Origin of the sequence: Amycolatopsis sp. NPDC050768, assembly GCF_040654155.1 — a bacterium.
In the GTDB taxonomy this organism is placed as follows: domain Bacteria; phylum Actinomycetota; class Actinomycetes; order Mycobacteriales; family Pseudonocardiaceae; genus Amycolatopsis.
Genome location: NZ_JBFAHL010000008.1, coordinates 215,975 through 237,991, shown reverse-complemented (window position 1 = coordinate 237,991; position 22,017 = coordinate 215,975). Strand labels below are relative to the sequence as shown.

19 protein-coding genes are annotated in these 22,017 nt (G+C 71.3%); 9 read left to right on the top strand and 10 right to left on the bottom strand.

The annotated features are described in order from the left end of the window. Positions 1–154: 154 nt before the first annotated feature. On the bottom strand, positions 155–1,606 hold the full coding sequence (locus tag AB0H62_RS24775; protein WP_220246735.1) for an aromatic amino acid ammonia-lyase: 1,452 nt from the start codon (positions 1,604–1,606) through the stop codon (positions 155–157). Positions 1,607–1,689: 83 nt separating this feature from the next. Here AB0H62_RS24775 and AB0H62_RS24770 point away from each other — a divergent pair, with 83 nt between their 5' ends. Together AB0H62_RS24770 and AB0H62_RS24765 are read left to right on the top strand one after the other, a co-directional pair. Continuing rightward, complete coding sequence (locus AB0H62_RS24770; protein ID WP_360588424.1) at positions 1,690–2,514, top strand: MurR/RpiR family transcriptional regulator; 825 nt, start codon at positions 1,690–1,692, stop codon at positions 2,512–2,514. Next, positions 2,480–3,838, top strand: a complete 1,359-nt coding sequence (locus AB0H62_RS24765) for an MFS transporter (RefSeq protein ID WP_360588422.1) — start codon at positions 2,480–2,482, stop codon at positions 3,836–3,838. Before AB0H62_RS24770 ends, AB0H62_RS24765 begins: the two co-directional genes overlap by 35 nt. Positions 3,839–3,854: 16 nt before the next feature. Here AB0H62_RS24765 and wrbA read toward each other — a convergent pair whose 3' ends face one another. Next, the gene (gene wrbA, locus AB0H62_RS24760; protein WP_220246732.1) at positions 3,855–4,505 is read right to left on the bottom strand and encodes an NAD(P)H:quinone oxidoreductase; all 651 of its coding nucleotides are present in this window, start codon (positions 4,503–4,505) and stop codon (positions 3,855–3,857) included. A gap of 174 nt (positions 4,506–4,679) precedes the next feature. On the opposite strand from wrbA, the gene AB0H62_RS24755 reads away from it, so the two are divergent. After that, positions 4,680–5,135 carry a hypothetical protein gene (locus AB0H62_RS24755; RefSeq protein ID WP_360588420.1) on the top strand — a complete coding sequence of 152 codons (456 nt, stop codon included), beginning with the start codon at positions 4,680–4,682 and terminating at the stop codon, positions 5,133–5,135. On the opposite strand, the gene AB0H62_RS24750 is transcribed toward AB0H62_RS24755, so the two are convergent. Further along, positions 5,127–5,600, bottom strand: coding sequence for a nuclear transport factor 2 family protein (locus AB0H62_RS24750; protein ID WP_220246730.1), 474 nt, complete (start codon positions 5,598–5,600; stop codon positions 5,127–5,129). The two genes, AB0H62_RS24755 and AB0H62_RS24750, sit on opposite strands and share 9 nt — an antisense overlap. A gap of 64 nt (positions 5,601–5,664) precedes the next feature. On the opposite strand from AB0H62_RS24750, the gene AB0H62_RS24745 reads away from it, so the two are divergent. Then, a complete protein-coding gene (locus AB0H62_RS24745) occupies positions 5,665–6,522 on the top strand; it encodes a sigma-70 family RNA polymerase sigma factor (protein WP_360588417.1) in 858 nt (285 codons plus the stop codon). A 4-nt stretch (positions 6,523–6,526) separates the two neighbouring features. Here AB0H62_RS24745 and AB0H62_RS24740 read toward each other — a convergent pair whose 3' ends face one another. The 3 genes from AB0H62_RS24740 to AB0H62_RS24730 form a co-directional block, all read right to left on the bottom strand. After that, complete coding sequence (locus AB0H62_RS24740; RefSeq protein ID WP_360588415.1) at positions 6,527–7,072, bottom strand: type VII secretion system-associated protein; 546 nt, start codon at positions 7,070–7,072, stop codon at positions 6,527–6,529. Between the two features lie 44 nt (positions 7,073–7,116). Next, positions 7,117–12,219, bottom strand: a complete 5,103-nt coding sequence (locus AB0H62_RS24735) for a DUF6531 domain-containing protein (protein ID WP_360588413.1) — start codon at positions 12,217–12,219, stop codon at positions 7,117–7,119. Between the two features lie 121 nt (positions 12,220–12,340). Continuing rightward, complete coding sequence (locus tag AB0H62_RS24730; RefSeq protein WP_255638709.1) at positions 12,341–13,654, bottom strand: Bcr/CflA family multidrug efflux MFS transporter; 1,314 nt, start codon at positions 13,652–13,654, stop codon at positions 12,341–12,343. A gap of 224 nt (positions 13,655–13,878) precedes the next feature. Here AB0H62_RS24730 and AB0H62_RS24725 point away from each other — a divergent pair, with 224 nt between their 5' ends. Continuing rightward, positions 13,879–15,012 (top strand): hypothetical protein, encoded by a 1,134-nt coding sequence (locus AB0H62_RS24725; RefSeq protein WP_360588411.1) that lies wholly within the window; start codon positions 13,879–13,881, stop codon positions 15,010–15,012. Here AB0H62_RS24725 and AB0H62_RS24720 read toward each other — a convergent pair. Then, on the bottom strand, positions 14,978–15,856 hold the full coding sequence (locus AB0H62_RS24720; protein ID WP_360588409.1) for a helix-turn-helix domain-containing protein: 879 nt from the start codon (positions 15,854–15,856) through the stop codon (positions 14,978–14,980). The genes AB0H62_RS24725 and AB0H62_RS24720 overlap by 35 nt on opposite strands. A 251-nt stretch (positions 15,857–16,107) precedes the next feature. Here AB0H62_RS24720 and AB0H62_RS24715 point away from each other — a divergent pair, with 251 nt between their 5' ends. The 4 genes from AB0H62_RS24715 to AB0H62_RS24700 all read left to right on the top strand — a co-directional run bounded on the left by AB0H62_RS24715 (position 16,108) and on the right by AB0H62_RS24700 (position 19,038). Beyond that, positions 16,108–16,545: a VOC family protein gene (locus tag AB0H62_RS24715; RefSeq protein ID WP_220246724.1), complete on the top strand. Its 438-nt coding sequence runs from the start codon at positions 16,108–16,110 to the stop codon at positions 16,543–16,545. Positions 16,546–16,659: 114 nt separating this feature from the next. Beyond that, complete coding sequence (locus AB0H62_RS24710) at positions 16,660–17,712, top strand: zinc-binding dehydrogenase (protein WP_255638708.1); 1,053 nt, start codon at positions 16,660–16,662, stop codon at positions 17,710–17,712. A 34-nt stretch (positions 17,713–17,746) separates the two neighbouring features. Beyond that, the gene (locus AB0H62_RS24705; RefSeq protein ID WP_255638707.1) at positions 17,747–18,235 is read left to right on the top strand and encodes a VOC family protein; all 489 of its coding nucleotides are present in this window, start codon (positions 17,747–17,749) and stop codon (positions 18,233–18,235) included. A gap of 14 nt (positions 18,236–18,249) precedes the next feature. Continuing rightward, a complete protein-coding gene (locus AB0H62_RS24700) occupies positions 18,250–19,038 on the top strand; it encodes a MerR family transcriptional regulator (protein ID WP_220246723.1) in 789 nt (262 codons plus the stop codon). Between the two features lie 166 nt (positions 19,039–19,204). Here AB0H62_RS24700 and AB0H62_RS24695 read toward each other — a convergent pair whose 3' ends face one another. The 3 genes from AB0H62_RS24695 to AB0H62_RS24685 all read right to left on the bottom strand — a co-directional run bounded on the left by AB0H62_RS24695 (position 19,205) and on the right by AB0H62_RS24685 (position 22,005). Further along, positions 19,205–20,179: an NmrA/HSCARG family protein gene (locus AB0H62_RS24695; RefSeq protein ID WP_360588405.1), complete on the bottom strand. Its 975-nt coding sequence runs from the start codon at positions 20,177–20,179 to the stop codon at positions 19,205–19,207. A 114-nt stretch (positions 20,180–20,293) separates the two neighbouring features. Next, positions 20,294–20,902 (bottom strand): response regulator transcription factor, encoded by a 609-nt coding sequence (locus AB0H62_RS24690; RefSeq protein ID WP_220246722.1) that lies wholly within the window; start codon positions 20,900–20,902, stop codon positions 20,294–20,296. Continuing rightward, positions 20,899–22,005, bottom strand: coding sequence for a sensor histidine kinase (locus AB0H62_RS24685; RefSeq protein ID WP_255638705.1), 1,107 nt, complete (start codon positions 22,003–22,005; stop codon positions 20,899–20,901). Before AB0H62_RS24685 ends, AB0H62_RS24690 begins: the two co-directional genes overlap by 4 nt. Positions 22,006–22,017 lie beyond the last annotated feature (12 nt).

The window sequence follows — 22,017 nt, the reverse complement described above, 5'->3', positions numbered from 1 at the left end:
GCGAACACCGACGGGCCGCCCACGTGACTCGGGTGCGGCCAGGCTAACCAGCGCCTCAGGTCATCTCAAGAACGCCGCTACCGGCGATGACGTTCGGGCATGAACCGGCCCCCGCGCCAACTCGCGACGGCAATGCCGTCCGGGAGGCGAAACATCACAGCACAGCGAGCCGGTCCAACAACCGCTCCGCCAGGCTGATCTCGGCGCTCAGCGGGTGGTCCTCCGCGAGGTACGGCAGGGTCCCCTCCGCGAGGCGGAAGGCTTCGCGCAGCGGGGTGTTCGGCAGGGCGACCCCGGAGAGGCGCAGGGCGCGCACGGCGGCGAGGAGTTCGCAGGCCAGGACGGTGCGGTAGGCGGCGGTCGCGGCGACCGTGCTGCGGACGGCGTGCGTGGAGAAGCTCGCGTGGTCCTCGAGGCCGCGGGAGATGACCGCGGTGCCGAGTGTCACGGGGGACGAGGCGTGGCGGAGGGTGCCCAGGGCGTCGTGGGCGACGTATTCCAGGATCATGATTCCGGAGCTTCCGGCGGGGCCCTGGGCGAGAAAAGGGGGCAAGCCGCTGAGATCCGGCTCGACCAGGTCGCCGAGGCGGGCGGTGGACAGCTCGGCGACGTGGTGCAGAGCGGCACGCAGGTGGTCGAAAGCCAGCGCGACGTGGGCCGTCGAGAACTGGCCGTGGTGGTAGGCCTGCTGGGTTTCCACGTCGATCAGCGGGTTCTCGGCCGCGGCGTTGATGTCGATGTCCAGGACGCGCTCCACCGAGGCCGCCGCGTCGAGGGCCGGGCCCTGGACCTGGGGGAAAGCGCGCAGGCCGAACGGGTCCTGCAGGCGGCGGCCCTCCACGACCTCGTCGCCTTCGAACAGCAGCCGGCGGAGTTCGGCGGCGCAGAACACGGCGCCGGGATGGGGGCGGGCGGCGTGGACGCGCGCCGAATAGGCCTCGGCAGAGCCGCCGAGAGCGCAGAAGGTCAGAGCCGTCACCACATGCGACGCGGACAGCAAGCGGCGCAGGTCGTGCCAGGCCAGGACGGCCTCGGCGAGAGTGGCGGCGTTGCTGGAGATGAACGCGAGCGCGTCGCCGGGGCTGATCGGCAGCGGGTCGAGGTCGCCGGCGGCCCACGGGAGCTCGCCGGCCAGCGTCAGGGCGACCTCGGCCAACGCGGTCAGGTCGCCGGTGCCGATGGCGCCGCGCGAGTGCACCAGGGGCAGAGCCCCGACCCGCAACGCCGTCTCCAAAGCACGCAGCAGCCGCGGGTGCACGCCGCTGCCGCCGGCCGCCAGCTGGTTGAGCCGGACCGCCATCACGGCGCGCACGACCTCGTCCGCCAGCGGCTCGCCCGTCCCGCCGGCGTGGCTGCGCAGCAAGCGCAACCCGTGGTGGTCAGCCGACTCCGGGTCGACGACCGTGTGCCGGTTCGCGCCGACGCCGGTCGTGCGGCCGTAGACCGCGCGCTTGGCGCCCAGCTCCACCGCCAGCTCGTAGCTCGCCGCGGCGCCGGTCACGGCTTCGGGCGCCAGCTCCGTCCACGCGCTGCGACGAGCCACGCGGACCACGTCGGCACAGCGGAGGCCGGACCCGCTGATCTCGATGCGGCTGGAGTCGGTCATCGCCACCCCTCTTGACAAGTTTTCATTCATTCCTATGGTGACATGAAACTATTCATTCGCTCCGCTGGCAAGGGAGGCCCGGGTTGTCCCGGTCGCTGCACGAGCTGCTCACCGCCCATCGGCTGACCCCGGCGCAGCGGCGCATCGCCAGCTACCTCACCGACCACGCCGCAGAGGCGGCAGCGCTCACCAGCGGCGAGCTCGCGGAGTACGCGCAGGTCAGCCAGCCGTCGGTCACGCGGTTCGTCGCGCTGCTCGGGTTCGACGGCTACGCCGGGTTCCGCCGCTACCTGCGCGAGGCCGCGGCCGAGCCCGAGCCCGAGTGCGGCGGCAACAAGTTCCAGGACGCCATCGACGCCGACCTGCGCAACCTCACCGCCCTGCGCGCGCAGCTGGCCGACGACACCCGCCTCAGAACGATCGCCGCGAACCTCATGGACTCCGTGCCGCTCGTCGTCGCCGGCTACCGCGTCTCGGCCGCGCAGGCCGCGTCGTTCGCCTACCTCGCCACCAAGATCCACCCGGACGTCCGCCTGCTCACGGACCCCGGCAGCGTCTTCGGCGACGCCCTGCGCCACGCCCACCGGTGTGGCGCTCGGACGCTCGTCCTCGTCTCGCTCCCCCGCTACCCCCGGGAGAGCGCCGCGGCCCTCGAGCAGGCTCGCGCACTGGGCCTGCGCACGCTCCTGATCACGGACCGGCCCGTCTCGGCGCTCACTCCGCTCGCCGACGACGTGCTGCACGCGGGCGTCGCCTCCGAGTTCGTGTTCGACTCCCACGCCGCGGTCACCTCCCTGACCGTGGCGCTCGTCGAGGCGATGGCCGACGCGGCCGGCGCCCTGGCCCGGCAACGACTGGAAGGCTTCGAAGACTATGCCGCAGAGCAAGACCTCTTCCTCCCCGAGTAAAGAGGGAGGAGGGTCCGCAGCGTCAAATTCTTCAGGGTTCGACGACGTCCCGCTCAACCGCTTCCACCTCCGCATCACCGCGCTGACCTTCTGCGCCAACTACTCCGACGGCTACGAGCTCGGCATCATCAGCATCGCCCTGCCGTTGATCGCGGCGCAGCTCGGATTCGGCACGGTGTGGGAGGGGCTACTCGGCGCGTCGGCGCTGATCGGGATCTTCCTCGGCAGCATCGTCGTCGGCTGGGCGGCGGACAAGATCGGCCGCCAGCGGCTATACACAGTGGACTTCCTGCTGATTGCTGTGGCGTCGGCCGCCGAGTTCTTCGTGACCAGCCCGACGCAGCTGTTCATCCTGAGACTGTTGATCGGCATCGGCATCGGCGCCGACTACGCGCTCGGGCCGACACTCGTCGCGGAGTTCGTGCCCCGCAAGTACCGCGGCGGGCTGCTGGCTTCGCTCACCGTGCTGTGGACGGTCGGTTACGTCGCGGCGTTCTTCCTCGGCAACTACGTCGTGAGCCTCGGCGGCGAGTCGTGGCGCTGGCTGCTCGCGTCGAGCAGCATCCCCGCGATCGCCGTGGTGCTGCTGCGCATCGGCGTGCCGGAGTCGCCGCGGTGGTTGCTGTCGCAGGGCCGCGTCGACCAGGCGCGGGCGGTCGTCGAGCGGCTGCGCGGCGACGTCGAGGCGTTCGAAGACCTGGTGCGCAACCACGTCTCGGCGCGGCGCGTGCGCTACCGCGAGCTGTTCGGCAAGAAGTACTGGCGCAACACGGCGTTCGGCACGATCTTCTACAACGCCCAGGTGGTGCCGTACTTCGCCATCTACACGTTCCTGCCGCTGGTCCTGCTGAAGATGGGCGTCGGCGAGGAGGACACGACCAGCGACGGCCTGCTGAACCTGTTCCTGCTCGCCGGCAGTCTCGGCGGTCTGTGGCTGGTGGCGAAGATGTCGCGGCGCGGGCTCACGATCTGGTCGTTCGTGGTCCTCATCGCGACGATGGCGCCGATGGCGATCTGGCCCGACGCGCCCACCGCGTTGGTCTTCCCGCTGTTCCTGGTCTTCACGTTCACCATGTCCGCCGCCGTGAACCTCGACCAGGTCTACCCGCCGGAGCTGTTCCCCACCGACCTGCGCAGCTCCGGCGTCGGCCTGCTCAACGGCCTCAGCCGCGTCGGCTCGGCCATCGGCACTTTCCTGCTGCCTCTGGCCCTCGACGGCATCGGCTTCTCCCCCACCATGCTGATCCTCACGCTGGTACTTGTGGGCGGCCTGGTCGTCTCGCTGCTGTGGGCGCCGGAGACGAAGAACTCGACGATGGATTGACCCACCGCGGACTGATCTACCGCGCAGCCTCGGCCGCGAGCCGGGGCTGCGCGAGGCCGGTTTTCAACGCCGCGGCCATCGTCGCCACGCGGTGGCCCTGTGCGCGGGCCGCGGCCAGCGCCGGTTCGTCGACCGCGATCGAGCCGTCCTCGCCCGTGCTGTGGCTTGCGCCGTAAGGGTTTCCGCCCGAGTCGTTGGCGTGGCCCTTGAAACCGGGCGGCACGAGCACGCCACCGAAGTGGTAAACGGAGTTGTACAGCGCGAGCAACGTCGTCTCCTGCCCGCCGTGGGCCGAGGCGCTCGAGGTGAACCCGCTGTAGACCTTGTCCACGAGCAGGTCGCGCGCCCACAGCCCGGTCAGCGTGTCGAAGAACTGCTTGAGCTGGCTGGCAACGTTGCCGAACCGCGCGGGCGTGCCGAACACGATCCCGTCGGCCCAGAGCAGATCTTCTTGCGTGGCAACGGGAACGTGCCCGGTCGCGGCCAGGTGCTCACGCCAGTCGCGGTTACGGGCGATCGCGCTCGCCGGCGCGATCTCCTCGACGCGCCGCAGCCGCACCTGGGCCCCCGCCGCCACCGCACCTTCGCGCACGGCCTCCGCCAGCGTGAACACGGTCCCGGTCGCGGAGTAGTAGACGACAGCGATCCTGCAGCACCCTTCGGACATGACCCGCTCCCCTCGCTGTTCCGGCACGCAAGATCGTATCATTAGATACAGTTGACACTTGAAACATTGACCGAAACTAACCAACGCGACGCCCACCTCATCCCGCACGGGCGAGGACTCCCACGCGTGGCCGGTCCACCGTGGGGCGACGGGAAACCGACGAGAGGCACCGCTATGTCTGACTACATCCGGATGCAGGGAACGGACCCGCGGGCGATGGACTCGACGCGGCCGGGCTTCGCCGAACCGCGCGCGGCGAACGGGTGGACCGCGTTCGCAGCCACGATCGCGATGCTCGCCGGCTTCTTCAACATCATCATCGGGCTCGTGGCGCTGTTCAAGAACAACTACTACGTGGCCGCGCCGGGCGGCTACCTCGTGCTGAACCTCACCGGCTGGGGCTGGCTGCACCTCATCGTCGGCGCGCTCGCGGCCGCCGCCGGCGCCGCCCTGTTCAGCGGCGCCGGCTGGGCCAAGGTCGTCGTGGTGGTGCTCGCCGGGTTCAACGCGCTGGCGATGCTCGCGTTCCTCTCGGCCGCCCCGGCGTGGGGGCTGATCGTGATCGTGCTCGACGTCCTCGTGATCTGGGCCGTGATCGCCCACTCCTCGCAACCCGAAACTTCAGTCTGAGAGCTTCCCGGGCAAGACCTCACCCAGCGCGGGTGAGGCCTTTCCCGTGAGCGGGGTGCTGTCGACGTAGTGCATCTCGTACGCGCGTTCGGTGAACTTCCAGCCGTCGGCCGTGCGCCGGTAGCTGTCGTGGTACACGGAGTGGTTGAGGTGTGAGGTGCCGTCGCGCAGCCGCCCGAACTCCACGATGTACGCGCGTCCGGTGGCGGTGTCGCCGTCGAGGCGGATCGAGCCCGGGTGCACGGTCTGCAGGAAGTACTCCCACATCTGCCGCGAGCGCTCGATCCCGTGGCGGATCCCGTCTCTACCGGCGAGCTCGATGCCGGCCTCGGGAATGCGCCAGATGCCGTCCTCGTCGAAGAGCGAGGCGAGGCGGTCGAAGTCGCGCATCATCCCGGCGTCGGTGAACTCCGCGCACAGCGCGCCGAGCTCGACGCGGTCGGCGATGGCCTGGAAGTCGGTCATGGTTCTCCTGTCACATCCTTCGTCCGTGGTCCGTCAACCCTCTGACGGACCACGACGGAGGAACATGACAGTGGACGCAGTTCTGGTGGAGCAGTTCGAAGCGCACCGCGACCACCTTCGTGGGGTCGCCTATCGGATGCTGGGCTCGGTGACCGAGGCCGAGGACGCCGTGCAGGAGGCCTGGCTGCGGCTTTCGCGCGCCGACACGAGCGGCGTGGCGAACCTCGGCGGCTGGCTGACCACGGTCGTCAGCCGCGTGTGCCTCGACGTACTGCGCTCGCGCAAGTCCCGTCGCGAGGAACCGCTGGAGACGCACGTGCCGGACACGATCGTCGCCGCGGCGGACCCGGATCCGGCGGACGAGGCTGTGCTCGCCGATTCCGTCGGGCTCGCGCTGCTCGTGGTGCTGGAGACGCTGTCGCCGGCCGAGCGGCTCGCGTTCGTGCTGCACGACCTGTTCGGTGTGCCCTTCGCGGACATCGCGCCGATCGTCGGCCGCACTCCCGCCACCGCGGCGCAGCTGGCCAGCCGCGCGCGCCGCCGCGTCCGGGGCGCTGCCCTGCCGGACGCCGACGTCGCCGCGCAACGCGAGGTGATCGACGCGTTCCTGGCCGCCTCCCGCTCGGGCGACTTCGACGCGCTGCTCGCGGTCCTCGACCCGGATGTCGTGCTCCGCGCCGACGCCGGCGTCGCCGGTGGCTCGCGGCTCGTTCGCGGTGCCGCCGCGGTGGCCAACCAGGCCGTGCTGTTCGAGCAGCTCGGCGCCGAAAGCCGGCCCGTGCTCGTCAACGGCGCGGCCGGCCTGGTCGCGCTCGTGGACGGCAAGCCGATGTCGGTGTTCTGCCCGACCGTGCGCGCCGGGCGGATCGTCGAGATCAACATCCTCGCCGACCCGGAACGGCTCGCGCAGCTGAACTTGTGACGCGTCAGCCGGCCAGGCTGGCTCCCGGCACCTGCACCTTGAGCGCGCTGCCCGGGTTGAGCAGCAGATCCCGGGTGGCCAGCTCGGCCGCGAGCTCACGCACCGCCACCGCGCGGAACTCCTGGCCGGGCCGCGGTTCGGGCAGGTAACCCTCGGACGTGAAGGCCGGCACGACCTCACCGTTCTCGGACGGCGTCGCGACCACCGGGCGGTCCGGTTCGGTCACCACGTAGACCGTGGCGTCGACCAGTGCCGAGTGGACGCCCGCGTTGTCGCCGGTGCCGGTGACGACCGCCTGCAGCGCGGCCTCGAGCTCGTTGGTGGGCTGGGGAATGCCCAGCGCCAGCGGGCTCGGGCGGTAGTCCGGGTTGGGGACGAACTCACCCGCGATCTCGCCGTGCTCGTCGACCCGGTAGGCGCCGGCGATCGCGGCGCCCGGCACGTTCTCGGCGCCCTCCATCGCGGGGTCCACCACGTAGAGCCAGCTGTCCGGCGACTGCCGCGCACGCTCACGCAGCTCCGCGGGCAGCGGGTCCGGGGCGGTATCCACAACTTTCTCCGATCCGTCGTCAGACTCAGGCTAGCTCGGTGTGCTCAGTCCTTGGGCGGCACGGGCGGAGGCGGCGTGTCCTTGGGCACCGGCCTCGGGACGAAGCCGGGATTCTCCTGGTACTGCAGCTGGGGCACGAGCTTGTGATCGTTCGGATAGATGATGTTCGGGTGCGCGCCCGGCTGCCCGGCGCCGACGTTGTAGTACCCGTCCACCTTGTACGCGCCGGAGATCTGCGAGCCCGGGATGTGGTCAACCGCGGCCCATTCGTTCTGACCGTCCATGGTGGGCACGTGGTCCGGGTGCGAGGGCAGGTGGACCATTTTTCCGGGATCGGTTTCGATCTCGTAGATGTAACCCTCGTGCTTGAAAAACATCGTGTCGTCGGACTTGCCCCAGAACCCGGTCTTGGTCGACTGCGTGATTTCCCCGCCGACCTTCTGCGGCACGAACTGGTATCCGGTCTCGACGTCGCCCGACGTGGACACGTACCCACTCCCGGAACCGTACGACCGGTGCTGGTGCCCGGCGATGTCGTAGTTCGGACCCTTCGGGCCCGCGCCTTGCCTGATCGCGTCGGACGTGAGGCCGTCCTTGAAGATGGTCTCCGGCGGCGCGCCCGAACCGTGGTAGACGTACTTCGGCGTCTTGTCCGGTCCCGGGTTGTGCGAAAAGTCCGGCGCGTCCTGGTGCTTCTTCCCGTCGGCCGCGGAGTTCGACGGACCGGCATCGGCCGAGGTGTCCGCGTCACCCGACTTGTGCGACGGCCCGGGCTCCGGCGACGGCTCGCGCGACGGGTTCGGCGTGCTGCCTGTGTCGCCGACGTGGGCGGGTTCGTCCGTGCTGCCCGCCCGGCTCGACGTGGTGCCGGTGCCGCCTCCCGACTTGCAGCTCGTCGGTGCCAGCCCCAGCGGGTCGGCGATGCGGAGCGGGTTGCTCACGTACGCCGCCGGGTTGGGCGCGGGCGCGAGGCCCAGCGGGTCCTGGCTGACGTAGCGGCCCGAAGCGGGGTCGTAGTAGCGGTAGAGGTTGTAGTGCAGCCCGGTTTCCGCGTCGAGGTACTGCCCAGGGAAACGCAGTGGGGTGGCCGTCGCGCCACCGTTGCCCGGCAGGTCGCGGCCCCACACCGTGGTGCGGCCCGACCAGACCGGCCGGCCCTCGGCGTCGAGCAGCTCGGCGGGCCGTCCGACGGGGTCGGTCACGATGGTGTGGAACAGCCGGACGCCGCCGGTGCTCTCGTGCTGGGCCACCGGGGCGTCGGTGTCCGGGTCGTAGTCCCACGTGCGCACGCGGGTGGTGCCGTCGGCGAGCCGATGCGACTCCTCCACGAGTTTCCCGCCGTCCCACACGAACTCGACCTGTTCGGCGATCTCGCCGCCCGGCCCGAACCGCTGCTTCGCGATGCGCCGGCCGACGGGGTCGTAGCGGTAGCGCCACCGCGTGCCGTCCGGAGTCGTCACGCCCGTCAGGCGGTCCTGACCATCCCAGCCGTAGCTCCACACGAGCTCGCCGACGCGGCGCTGGACGACCCGGCCCTGTGCGTCGTGGCGGTAGGAGATCGCGCCCGCCGAGGTGAGGGTGTTGCCCAGGTAGGCCCGCGGGCCGCTTTCGGGCGCCGCCTGTCCCGCCACGCCGCTGAAGACGATGTTGCCCGCCACGTCGTAGCGGAAGCCCTCACGCCGGTCGGCCGCGATCGCTTCGACGACGCGGCCGGCCGGGTCGAGCCGGAAGTCCGCGGTGCCGGAGAGGCTGTCGGAGGTGCGGACGAGGTGACCGTCGGCCCGGTAGTCGTAGCGCCGGCGCAGGCTCGGGCCCTCCTGCGCGGTGAGCCGCTGCTCGGCGTCGTACGCCTGGGTCAGCACGACCGTGCCGTCCAGCGAACGGCCCGTCTCCTTGCCCGCCGGGTCACGGTCGAAGGCGAGCACGTGTCCCCCGCCGGCGAGGCCGACCGGAGCGCCCCGCTCGCCGAACGACCACGAACTGTCCACTCCGGACGGTGTCCGCCGGGTGACCAGGGTGCCGTCCGGCGCGTAGGAGAACGTGGTGGTGCGGCCGTTGGTCGTCTGGGCGATGACGCGACCCCGGTCGTCGCGTTCGTACTCGATGACCGCGTCGGCGTTCTCCGCGCGGCGGAGCCGCCCGACCGGGTCGTAGGAGTACGTGGTGAGCCCGTGGGGCGCGCGCCGCGCGACGACGTTGCCCAGCGTGTCGTAGGTGAGCTCGGTGAGCTCGCCGAGGCCGTTGAACGCGCGGGCGAGCTGTCCGGCGGCGTCGTACTCGAACCGCAGCGTGCGGCCGTCGAAGTCGCGCTCTTCGGTGACGCGGCCCGCGTGGTCGTAGACGTAGCGCCAGGTCAGGCCGAGCGGGTTGGTCACTGCCAGCAGGCGCAGCTCGGTGTCGTACGCGTACGTCGTGCGCCCGCCGGCCTCGTCGACCTCGGCCACGACCACGTCGAATGGGCCGTACTCGCGCCGCGTGACGGCGCCCGTCTCGCTGACGTGGGCGACGTCGTTGCCTTCGCCGTCGTACGACCACTGCTCGCGTCCGCCGGCGGGGCCGGTGCGCGCGGCCCGCAGGCCCTCGACCGTCCAGTCGAGCCGCACCTGCCCGCCGGGCGTGTCGACGAGCGCCGGCCGGCCGAACAAGTCGGGGACGTAGCCCTTGGTGGTCCGCTCGGCCTCCGCGACCGCGTCGGGCAGCACGGCCGCGCTGCCGACACCCTCGGGACGGAACTCCCCCGCCACGCCGAGGCGCGCCGAGAACGGGTCAAGCGGTTCGTCGTACGTGCGGGTCCAGGTGCGCTCGCCGTCGCGAACGGCGATGGCCGCGACGAGTCCGCCGCGCAACGCGACCTGCACGACGCTGCCGTCGGGCCGGACCACGCGGCTCAGCGCGCCGGCGTCGTCGTACTCGAAGGACGTGGTGCGCCCGAGCTTGTCGCTGCGCATGAGCAGCCGGTCGTAACGGTCCCAAGTGGACTCCGTGGCGTGGCCCGCCGCGTCGACCTCCCGCACGACCTGGTTGGCCTCGTTGAGGTGGTACTCGGTGCGGTGGCCGAGCGAGTCGGAGTAGACGGTGACGAGGCGCTCGCGGTCGTAGGCGAAGGTGCCGTCGCGGAAACCCTTGTCCCCCACCGTCTTCACGCACCGGCCGGCCGCGTCGTAAACGTAGCGGTACCAGGTGCCGGTGCGGTCCTGCCAGCCCGTGACGCGGCCCTGGGTGTCGTAGTCGAACAGCATCGGGCGGCCCGAGGAGTTCACGACCTGGGTGAGCCGGCCGTCGGTGTCGTAGCCGTAGCGGGTGACCAGCACACTCTCACCCGAGGCGGGGTTCACGACCGACATCGCGGTGATCCGGTCGCGGGTCACGGTGAAGGCGACCTCGTACCCGTCGGAGTGGCGGATCCGCGCCGGGCGCCCCGTCCGGTCGTAGTCGACGTCGAAGCGCTGCCCGGCCCCGGCCACCGCCGTGAGCGGCAGCACGCCGGGAGCTTCTCCCACCACCGGGTCGAAGCGGAGACTGGTGCCACGCAACGGTTCTTCCAGCACGTAGCCGCCGTCGAGCCGCCGGGTCAGCGGTAGCCGCGGCCCCTCCACCGGCAGGCCCGTGGCGCCCGGCGCCGGCAGCGGGTACACGAGCACCATGCCGTCGGGCGAGAAGTAGCAGACGTCCTCGTCGTCGACCTCCAGGCGCTGGTCCACTGTGGACGCCCAGGAGCGGCCGAACCATCGCCCGGCGCGGTACGAGGAGACGTGCGTGCGCTCGAGCGAGAGCTCGAGGTCCAGCGGCAGCACCAGATCGGTCTGGTCGAGGATCATCTCGCCCGTGGCGACGTCGACGGGGTCCGACGCACAGAAGCGGCTGTCCTTGTCGACTGAGGTGTCGCGCGGGTTGTCCGGTTTGTTCGACGGCGGAGCGCTCTTGGGCGTGCCGCCCTTCGGGGTGCCGCCACCGCCGGCGCCCGCCGGCACCGGGTCCGGATCGGTCTTGAGCGGGGGCGGGTCGCTCTTCACCGGCGGCGGAGTTCCACCACCACCTCCGGAAGAGCCACCGCCGCCCGAGCTTGATGCGTGGGTGGAGTCGTCGCCACCCTTCGACGCCGGCGGCGGGGTGTAGTCCTTGGCGTCGCCGCTGAAGCCCGAGGCCGACGTGCTGTCGTCGCCGCTGGATTTGCCGGGCGGCGGCGTGTAGTCCTTCGGCGTGCCCTCGTAGCCGGAGCTTTTCGTGGAGTCGTCCGCACCGGACTTGCCCGGGGGTGGGGTGTAGTCCTTCGGCGTGCCCTCGTAGCCGCCGCCCTTGGGCGTGCCGCCACCGTCGCCGCCGGGGGTCTTCACCGGCGGGGCCTTCGGGGTGCCGGAGAGGTCCTTCGTCTTCGGCGGCGGAGTGACCTTGCCGCCCTTGAGGCCCTTGAACGCCTTGCCCGCGTCCTCGAACAGCGTCCCGGCCTTCTTCAGCAACGGCACCAGCGCCTTGAGCGCCTTCACCAGCTTCGTCACGAGGCCGGTGATCTGCGACGCCGTCTTCGCCACCGCGCTCACGACCTGCGGCACCACCCAGGCCAGACCGATGCCCAGGGTGAACACGACCTGCAGCGCCCAGCTGATCATGTGCCCGATCAGCTCGGAAATGATGTCGCGCACCAGCGTGCGGACCGCGGCCACCACCTCGCCCGCGGTCTTCACCCCGGACGAGGCGCCTTCACAGCCCTTCTGCGCCGCCTGCAACGACGTCGCCAGATCCTGCCCCCGCTGCCGGTACGCGTCCGACGCCGAACCGGACCACGACTGCAGATCCGCGTTGATCGCGTCGTTGAGGTCGGAGGCGACGCTGCCCAGCTCCTTGGCGACGTTGCCCCACGTCTCCGACTGCGCCTTGATCTGATCCGCGTTGCCGGTCAACCCGTTGAGCGCGTCCTTGAGCGGACCGACGTGCTCCATCAACCACGACACACCGGCCGCCAGGATCGCGCCGAACGGGTCCATCGCCATCGACAACGCATCCAGCGCCGTCCCGACCGCACCCATCGCCACCGACGCCCAGTCACCCGACTCGATGGCCGTCGACAAGTCATTCGCGGATTCCAGCAGCGAAATACCCGAATACGCCTTGGTGGAGTCTTGCGTCGGCGCGATCAGCGGATTACTCACCGCGTCAAGCTAGCAGCGCCGAACGGGCTGATCGCTTGCGCGATGGGCTATTGACTCGTTGGTGCCCCTTTGATACAGCCTGCCTGGCAGGGAGGGCAGAATGCCCGCAATCGTGAGGCGGTCAGACCGCGTCGGCGCAGGCGACGGCCTTGGGCTCGGGCTGGGCCGAGGGCTCGGTCACCCGCTCGTCGCCGGCCGACTCGTCCGGGACCGTGAGCTCCCACGGCCGGGCAACAACCCACAGGACGACGCCGGCCAGCAGGATGCCGCTGAACATCACGATCCCCATGGCGGCGGCGTTGTTGCCGATCAGGCCCACGACCGGCGACACGGCCGCGCCGATGCCGAACTGCACGGCACCCAGCAGCGAGGCCGCGGTGCCGGCGTTGTCACCGTGGGAGTTGAGGGCGACCGCGGGCGCGTTGGGCAGGATCAGGCCGGCGAAGAACAGCACCGCCCACACGGGCACCGCGACGCCGAACATCCCGCCGAAGCCGGTGAGCGCCGTGACCAGCAGGACCGCCGCGGCCACGACGGCCGCCACGCTCGCGACGACCAGCACCTGAGCCGGCTCGTATCGGTTCATCAGCCGCGCGTTGACCTGCGTCGCGGCGATCAGCCAGATCGCGCTGGCGCCGAAGAGCAGGCCGAACTGCTGCTGGTTGAGACCGAACTCCTGCTGGAACACGAACGAGCCGCCGCTGATGAACGCGAACAGCCCGGCCATCGCGAGGCCGGCCACGATCACCAGGCCGATGAACGAGCGGTCGGTGAGCAGCCCGCGGTACGAGCGGACCGTCGCCTTGAGCTCCCACGGCTGGCGGCGCTGCTTCGGCAGCGTCTCCGGCAGGGCCAGCGCCGCGGCGATCGCACTTGCGAGCCCGATCACGGCGAGCACCACGAACACGCCACGCCACTCGGTCCAGCTCAGCAGGGCACTGCCGAGCGTCGGCGCGAGCACCGGCGACACACCCATCACCAGGATCAGGCGCGACAGCAGCTTCGCCGCGTTGCGGTCGGTGTAGAGGTCACGCACCACGGCCAGCGCCAGCACCGCGCCCGCGGAGGCGCCGAGGCCCTGCAGGATGCGCGCGCCGGTGAGCAGCTCGACGTTCGGCGCCACCAGGCAGAGCAGCGAGGCGGCGACGTGGATCAAGCTGCCGGTGATGAGCGGGATCCGCCGGCCGAACGCGTCGGACAGCGGCCCGACCAGCAGCTGCCCGAGCGCCAGCCCGAGCACGGTGCCGGTCAGCGTGAGCTGGATGGTGGACTCGGACGTGAGCAGGTCCTGCGCGATGGTCGGCAGCGCGGGCAGGTACATGTCGATGGACAGCGGGCCGAGTGCCACGAGGACACCCAGGATCAGCACCAGCTTGAGCTGTCCGCCCCCAGCGGACACTCCTGCGCCGGGTGCGGCTTCCAGCCTGTTCGTCACAGCATCTCCCTCAGTCGGTAGCCACCTCACTCCTACGACGAACGGGGCTCGCCTATTCCGACATCCTTCCCAGATCACACCGCGCCTTTCTCCGCGTGACGCCTCGTGGTTGCACCACTACGACAAGGTAATCCGGGATTCACCCGCCAGAAATGTCCACAATAGACAGTTCGCATACGACAGATCACCCACGCGGGGAGCCTCTGTCGTGGCAAGGTGGCGCGGTGGTGGAATCACTGCCCTCGGGGCCGGGAATGGCGGTGCGTCGGATCGCCGCGGGAGTGCTGGTGCTCGTGGGGCTCCTGGGGCCGTTCGCGGCGTTCGGGTGGAGCACGACACCCGGGCTGGACGCGCTGGCGGTGCTGCGGGGCTTGAGCCCGTACGTGCTGCTGGTGCTGGGCTTCGTGCTCGTATACCACCGGCGCCCGACGGTGTGGCCGGTGGCGCTCGGGTGGTGCGGGCTGCTGCTCGGGTTCGAGCTGCTCTCCGCCGGGGCGATCCAGATGGCCGTCGGCTTCGGCGGGGGCTGGCGAGGGCTCGTCGCGGCGCCGGTCGCCGTGGTCGTGGCGTACGGGTGCGGTCGCCTCGCGCAGCTCGTGCTCAACCGGCCGCTCGGGCGCGACCTGGCCGGCGCCCGCACGGAGGTGGTGGTGCGCCTGACCGACGGCCGACTGCTCGTCCAGCGGGACCGGCTCGTGCACGGCAGCACCGGCAAGCTCGGCAACGCGCGCGCCAACGGTCCCGGCCTGCTCTACAGCGAGCTCGCCTACGCCCAACTCGGCCAGGTCGGCGACCAGACGGTGCTGCGCGTGGCCGGTGAAGGGCGGCAGTGGCTGCTGCACCTGGAGCACGCGAACCCGCAGCAGGTGCTCGACCTCGTCGTCGCCCGGGCCGAGCAGGCGCGGAAGGACCCGAAGCTCGCCGGCCAGAACAACGCCGACCGCGCGGTGGCGGTGCAGCGCCACGGCGAGGCCGTCGCCGACGTCCGCGCCGGCGCCACCGCGATGGCCGGCGGCAGCCCCGGGTTCAAGGCACCGGTGTTCGTGCTCGTGGTCGCCATCGCGTGCCTGACGATCGCGGTGATGTCCTTCTTCCCCGCGCTGCCCGACCTCGTGTTGACCGGCCCCGCGTCGCACACCAACGTCGCGGGCGGGATCGTGTTCGGGCTCGTCGGGCTGATCGCCGCGCGCACCTACCGCCGCTTCCGCCGGGGCCTGCGGTACCTGCGGAACCACTCGGGCGAAGGGCTCGGGCAGCACCTCGAACCGCAGGTCGCGCCGGTGCCGGGATGGGGCGCCCTCGGCCCGGCCGTGATGATGCCGGTCAGTCCGGCGAAGGCACCGGCAGCGGAGCACTGAGCCACGGCGAGCCTGAGCCACGCACCTCGCCGACGCTCAGACCACGCCGGCGGCGGATCAGCGTCCGCAGCGTGCCGCCGTTGAGGTAACCGACGCGGGCGGCCACGGCGTCGACGGTCAAGCCGGTGGTGCGCAGCAGGTGAATCGCGCGCTGCAGCCGGATCTCTGTGATCAACTCGCGCGGCGACATCCCCAGCTCGGCCTGCAGGGTGCGTTGCAGGCTGCGTTCGGTCACGCCGAGCTCGCCCGCCAACGCCGCCACCTGCAACGACTCCCCCAGCCGCGACCGCACGCGGCGTTCGAACGCGGCGGCCAGCGGGTTGCCGCGCGCGAGGATCTCCGTGGCCGCGAAGTCCTGTTGCGTGGTGCGCTTGCCGATGAGCAGGTAGCGGCTCACGAGGTCGGCCAGCGCCGGGCTGGAGGCCGCGACCAGCGACAACGCCAGATCCAGGTGCGCGAGCGCCCCGCCCGCGGTGATCACGTCCTCACCGACGCAGAGCGTGCGCGTCTCGTCGACCTCGACGCGCGGGTAGCGACGGCGCAGCATCGGGCCGAGCCACCAGCTGGTGGTGGCGCGCACACCGTCGAGCACGCCGGCCTCGGCTAGGTAGAACGTGGCCGTGCAGGCCGCGGCCACGCGGACGCCGGCTTCGCGCGCGGCGTTGAGGGCGTGCACCACGGTGCGGCCCGAGGCCCCGCTGACCTCGCGCACGAGCGCTTCGGGCTGCGGGATTTCGACGGCGGGCACCAGCAGCAGGTCGGGACCTTCGGCCAACACGGTTTTCACGGGTTCCGCGGGGATCGTGTACCCGTGGGCCGAGCGGACGGCGCCACCGGCGGACACCGTGCGGATGCCGAACGGACGCGGCGGATCCGGCAGGTCAGAGGCGAGTCAGTTGGCCGTCCGGAGCACTTCCAGCACCGCGGTGAGGCCGAAATCAGCCACGCCATCGACGACGAACACCGCGACGTCCATGTCGGGAACGGTTCCGAACGCGTCGGAACCGACACTTCCGACGTGACCACTGTGGACCTAGCGTTCGAACCAGGCACCGTCCCCGAGGGGGTGGCGGGCCGAACCGGAAGGCGGCCACCATGCCGATCCTCAGCGCCCTGGGCGGCGTCCACCACCTGCGGCTCACCGTGACCGACCTCGACCGCTCGCGCGCCTTCTACACCGAGGTGCTCGGCTTCGGCGTCGCGGCCGAATCGCCGGGCAGCCCGGACGACCCGGCCATCCGGGCCGACCGCGACGCGCTCTACGGCGGAGTCGTGCTCGCCAACGAGAACCTGATCCTCGGCCTGCGTCCGGTGGCCGAGAAGGCCGACCGGTTCGAGTCCGAACGTGTCGGCCTCGACCACCTGAGCTTCCAGCTCGGCTCGATGGCCCGGCTGCGGGAAGCGCAGGAGCGCCTCGACGCCACGGACGTCGTGCATGGCACGATCCGCGAGCTGCCCGCGTTCGGCATCGCGATCCTGTCGGTCAACGATCCCGACGGCATCCACCTGGAGCTCACCGCGGCGCTCGAATAGTCCGCTCAGGACAGTCCGGTGCACGGATGCCGGTACGGACGGTCAGCGGTCGTTGATCTTGGCGGCCGCTGATCATTAGTGTCGGCGCATAAGCCGACCAGAAGAGGAGTTCCCATGAGCGGCCTGCCGGCCACGATGCGAGCGGCGCGGTTCGACGCGGCGTCGAAGAAGCTGAGCGTGGAGACGGTGCCCGTGCCGGCCCCGGGGCGCGGTGAGGTCGTGGTCAAGGTCGCGGCGTGCGGGATCTGCCACTCGGACCTGACCCAGCTCGACGGGCACTTCACCCCGAAACTGCCGGTGATCACGCCTGGACACGAGACGGCCGGAACTGTCGCCGCCGTCGGCGAGGAGGTCGGCTTCTGGTCGCCGGGCGACCGCGTGGTCGTGGCCGCGGGCCGCCCGTGCGGCACGTGCCGCGAATGCCGCCAGGGCGGCGGGATCGACGTGTGCGAAAAGCTCGAGATCATGGCCTTCGACTACGACGGCGCCTGGGCCGAGTACGTGGTCACGCCCGCGACGACGCTGGTCGGCGTGCCGGAGCACGTGCCGCTGGAGCAGGCCGCGGTGCTGGCCGACGCGGTCTCGACCCCGTACGGCGCCGTCGACACGGCCGGGCTGCGCCCCGCGGAGGCCGTGGGGATCTGGGGTCTCGGCGGGCTGGGCACGCACCTGGTGCAGCTCGCGCGCCTCTGCGGCGCGTCGCCGATCGTGGCGCTCGACCCACTGCCGGCGGCCCGCGAACGCGCGCTCGGCCTCGGCGCCGACTTCGCGCTCGACCCGCTCGACGAAGCGACTCCCGACAAGCTCGCCGAGATCACCGGTGGTCACGGGCTCGACGTCGCGTTCGACTGCGTCGGCCGGGGTGCCAGCGTCAAGCAGGCCGACCGCGCGCTCGGCCACCGCGGCCGGCTGGTGCTCGTCGGGATGTCGCCCGACCACCTGGACCTGGGGGCCGAGCTGAACTTCGTGCGGCGGCGCCACACCGTCGTCGGGCACCTCGGTTATCGCATGAAGCACCTGTCCGACCTGGTGGAGCTGGTCGCCCGCGGGCGGCTGGACGTGTCGGGCTCCGTGAGCGCGATCCTGCCGCTGGAGGAGGCCGCCGAAGGGGTGCGGCGCCTGCGCGAACACGAAGGCGACCCGATCCGGATCCTGCTTCGGCCTTGACCCTGACGTCACAGGAGGGTCGAGCATCGAAGGCGTGAACGAATACACCAGCCCCGTCCCGATGCCGGCCCTCGACGCGATCGCGCCGGAGCCCTACCGCGGCATCTACGGCATGCCCATGTTCCCGATGATCCCGACGGCCGACCTCGAGGAGTCCAAGGACTTCTGGTTGCGCGGCCTCGGGTTCATCGACCTTTTCTCCATTCCCGGCCGGCTCACCCACCTGCGGCGGTGGGCGTTCCAGGACGTGCTGCTCGTGCCGGGTGAAGTCACGCCCGGCTCCGCGTTGGCCATCAGCTTCTCGTGCGTCCTCTCCCAGATCGACGAGGTCGCCGCGCGGTGCGAACAGCTGCGGCCGGGCTGCACGAGTGGCCCGGAGGAGAAGCCGTGGAACTCCGTCGAGCTCACGGTGGAGACACCCGAACGGGTGCGGATCGTGCTCACCGCCGCCCGGCCGATCGACCCGGACGGCGCCCAGGCCGACGAACTGCGGGCCGTCGGATTCGACATTCCGCGCGGGTGAGCCACACTGGCCTGATGAGCGAAGGCCTCACTGTCGGCCGGGCAGCGGCGCTCGTCGGGGTCAGCGTGAAGACGCTGCACCACTGGGACGCGATCGGTCTCGTGCGCCCGAGCGAGCGCACGTCTGCGGGGTACCGGGTGTACTCGGGCGACGACATCGCCCGGGTGCACCGGGTCCTCGTCTACCGCGAGCTGGGTTTCCCGCTCGCCGAGATCGGCCGCCTGCTCGACGACCCGGCCGTCGACGCCCGTGCGCATCTTCGGCGCCAGCGCACCGAGCTCGTCGACCGGATTTCCCGTCTGGAGACGATGGTGTCGGCCGTCGATCGCATGCTGGCCGCCGCGAAGACCGGCATTCGGCTCACCCCGGAACAACAGGTGGAGATCTTCGGCTCCGACTGGCGCCCGGAATGGGTCGGTGAAGCCGAAACCCGCTGGGGCGACAGTCCTCAGTGGACCCAGTACACCGAACGCGCCGCCAAGCTGAGCCCCGCCGACTGGCAGGAAGTGGTGGCGCGCGTCGAAAAGCTGAACGCCGACCTGGCGACCGCCCACCAGACCGGCGTCACCCCGGGCTCGGCCGAGGCCAACGATCTGGCCGAACGCCACCGCGCGTCCATGACGACGTACTTCGACTGCCCCCACGCCCGCCACGTCTGCCTCGGCCGGCTCCTGGCGGAGGACGAGGGGTTCGCGGGCTACTACAGCGGGTTCTCGCCGGACCTGGCGCCGTGGCTGCGCGAGGTGATCAACGCGAACGCCGCGGCCCACGGCGTCGACCCGGAGACCGCCACCTGGGACTGACGTTTTCGCCCGGCGAACCCGGAAGTGCTCGCCGGCGGCACAGCGCGACCAGCCCCGCCGGCGAGCGTTCCGGGTTTCGTGCGGCGGCGCCTCACCGCCACCGCACGAAACCCGGACCACCGCGCACCGTCCCCCGACGACGTCGCACGGTGGCCCGGAGCGGGCTTCAGTCGGTCACCAACTCCGACTTGTGCTCCCGCAGCCACTCCTCCAGCGACTTCAGCCGCGGGTTGATGCGGCGCACGCGCTCGAGGTCGCGGGACTCGACGAACGAGTCGGCGGCGTCTGCGTAGAACTGGTACATGTTGCCGACTTCGACCGCACCCGGGTAGCCGGCGGCGCGGGCCTCGTCGTGGGTCTGGGGCCGGTAGACGACCTCCTCGCCCAGCACGTTCGTGAACAGCTCCGCCAGCTGGACGCCCGTGTAGTGCGCGCCGGCGAGGCCGACCGTGCGGCCGATGTACGTCGGGCCCGCCAGGAAGATGCCGTAGGCCGTGCGGCCGATGTCCTCCGACGCGACGAGCGCCATCACGGAGTCGCCCATCGGGTTGGTCAGCGCGAGCTTGCCGTCGGCGCCGCGGTGCACGCCCTGGCCCTGCAGGAGCGACTCGTAGTAGAACGTCGTCTCCAGGAACGTGGTCGGCACGCCGTGCTCGGTGAAGAACCGGTTGCCCTCGCCCTTGGCGTCGAAGTGGGGCACCGTGTACTTCTCGAGCAGCGTCGGCAGCTCGAGGCCCTGGTGTTCGAAGTGCGGGCGGGTGTCCTCCAGCGTGGACCAGACCACGTGCTTCAGACCGGTCTTCTTCGCGGCGCGCGCGGCGATCTCCGCCTGGTCGAGCTCCATCTGCGCCCGCGTGCGCGCCGCTTCCTCCTCGGGGGTGCGCTGGACCCAGAAGTTCGTGACCACGTACGCGCCATACGCGCCTTCGAACGCGCGCAGCACACTCGTCTCGTCGTCGAGATCGGCCGCCACGACCTCCGCCCCGCGCGCCGCCAGCTCCTTCGCCGCCGGGGACTCGACGTCACGGGTCAGCGCACGAAGGCTGAACGGTCCCTGCGGGTCGTCGAGGATCGCACGGGCCAGACCACCGCCCTGCGAACCGGTCGCCCCCACCACGGCAATGATCTTCTTGTCGGTCATCGGGTTCCTGCCTCTCTCGTCGGATGTTTCCCGAACGAGTTCCAGGTTGTCCCTCTTTTCCGGACGGCACCTCGCCACACCGTGGGTACCCACGGCGGGGGACGGCACAGGCTGTCACAGCCAGCCGCGCTCGTCGGCGACCCGCAGCGCTTCCATCCGGTTGCGCGTGCCCGTCTTGGCGATCGCCGCCGACAGGTAGTTGCGCACCGTGCCCTCCGACAGGTACAGCGTGGCCGCCATCTCGGCGACCGAGACCCCTGACCGGGCGGCGATCAGCACGTCGCGCTCGCGCGCAGTGAGCGGCGACTCCCCCGCCGCCAGCGTCGCGACGGCCAGCGCCGGATCCACCACGCGCTCACCGGCGACCACGCGGCGGATCGCGTCGGCCAGCGTCTCGGCCGGAGCGTCCTTCACCACGAACCCGACGGCACCCGCCTCCATCGCGCGCCGCAGGTAGCCCGCGCGCCCGAACGTGGTCAGCATGACCACGCGGCAGCCCGGCGCTTTCTTGGCGAGCACGGCCGCCGCGGCCAGGCCGTCGAGGCCCGGCATCTCGATGTCCAGCAACGCGACGTCCGGCTGCTCCGCCAGCGCCGCGTCCACCACCTGGTCACCGCGGCCGACCGACGCGACGACCGCGAAGTCGTCCTCCAGCTCCAGCAGGGCGCACAACGCCTGGCGCACCAGGGCCTGGTCGTCGGCGAGCAGCAGGCGGATGGTCATGCCGCCGCTCCGTTCTTCGAACGCGGAGCCTGCATCGACACGCACAGCCGCCACCCCCGCGGCTGCGCCGGCCCGGCCTCCATCCGCCCACCCGCCTCGGCGACGCGTGAGCGCAACCCGTCCAGACCGTTGCCCGAAGAAGCCACCGCGCCCACCCCGTCGTCACGCACTTCCACCTCCGAAGCCGAAAGCCGGACGGTGCAGCTCGTCGCACGAGCGTGGCGCGCGACGTTGGTCAGCCCCTCCCGCACGACCCAGCCGAACAGCTCCTGGTGGGCGCCGTCGACCACGTCCGTCGCGGTGGGCAGGTCGGCCGTGACCCCGGACGCGCGCAGCAGCTCCCGGCCGCGCGCCAGCTCCCCGGCCAGCGTCACGTCGCGGCTGCCCGAAACGGCCGCGCGCACGTCGGCGAGTGCCTGCCGGGAGAGGCGTTCGACCTCGCCGATCTCCTCGAACGCGCGTTCCGTGTCCGTCTCCCCGAGGCGGCGGGCGAGATTGCTCTTCACCGTGATCGCGGTGAGCGAGTGGCCGAGCAGGTCGTGAAGGTCGCGGGCGATGCGGGTGCGCTCGGCTTCGGCCGCGAGCCGCTCGACCTCCGCGCGAGCCTCGACCAGCGCCCGGTTGGTACGGACCGCCTCGGAGAAGGCGTAGACCATCAGCGCGGTGAACACGAGTGCGATGGCCTGCGCCCACGCCGGCCCGGAGTGCCACGGCCGCACGGCCGGCGGCACCACGATCGCCGCCAGCCCGGCCCCCAGGAGCACCACCACCGCCACCCTGCCGCGCAGCAGCCGCATCAGAAACGCCACGACGACCGCGGCCAGGAAAAAAGCGTCGGCCTGCGCAAAGGGCAACACGGCGAGGAACAGCACCGCCTGGGCGCCCAGTGACCACCAGAACACCCGCGGGGCCACGCGGTCCGCGGCGATCGCGGCCACCACGTAGCAGCAGCTGAACAACCCCACGAGCACGCAGCCCACCACAGCGGTGGTGCCGCCGCGCGGCACCAGGCCGGCCACGGTCACCGCCGGGTACACGAGCATGCCGGCGTCGAGCACGAACCGGCGCCGCCCGAGCACCCAGCGATCGACGTTGTCGTCCACGTCGGGCACGCT

Bases quoted from the DNA above. Each gene is read 5' to 3' on its own strand.
- AB0H62_RS24775 (WP_220246735.1), bottom strand. From the start codon at position 1,606: ATGACCGACTCCAGCCGCATCGAGATCAGCGGGTCCGGCCTCCGCTGT.
- AB0H62_RS24765 (WP_360588422.1), top strand. From the start codon at position 2,480: ATGCCGCAGAGCAAGACCTCTTCCTCCCCGAGTAAAGAGGGAGGAGGG.
- wrbA (WP_220246732.1), bottom strand. From the start codon at position 4,505: ATGTCCGAAGGGTGCTGCAGGATCGCTGTCGTCTACTACTCCGCGACC.
- AB0H62_RS24755 (WP_360588420.1), top strand. From the start codon at position 4,680: ATGTCTGACTACATCCGGATGCAGGGAACGGACCCGCGGGCGATGGAC.
- AB0H62_RS24750 (WP_220246730.1), bottom strand. From the start codon at position 5,600: ATGACCGACTTCCAGGCCATCGCCGACCGCGTCGAGCTCGGCGCGCTG.
- AB0H62_RS24745 (WP_360588417.1), top strand. From the start codon at position 5,665: ATGACAGTGGACGCAGTTCTGGTGGAGCAGTTCGAAGCGCACCGCGAC.
- AB0H62_RS24715 (WP_220246724.1), top strand. From the start codon at position 16,108: ATGCCGATCCTCAGCGCCCTGGGCGGCGTCCACCACCTGCGGCTCACC.
- AB0H62_RS24710 (WP_255638708.1), top strand. From the start codon at position 16,660: ATGAGCGGCCTGCCGGCCACGATGCGAGCGGCGCGGTTCGACGCGGCG.
- AB0H62_RS24700 (WP_220246723.1), top strand. From the start codon at position 18,250: ATGAGCGAAGGCCTCACTGTCGGCCGGGCAGCGGCGCTCGTCGGGGTC.
- AB0H62_RS24695 (WP_360588405.1), bottom strand. From the start codon at position 20,179: ATGACCGACAAGAAGATCATTGCCGTGGTGGGGGCGACCGGTTCGCAG.
- AB0H62_RS24690 (WP_220246722.1), bottom strand. From the start codon at position 20,902: ATGACCATCCGCCTGCTGCTCGCCGACGACCAGGCCCTGGTGCGCCAG.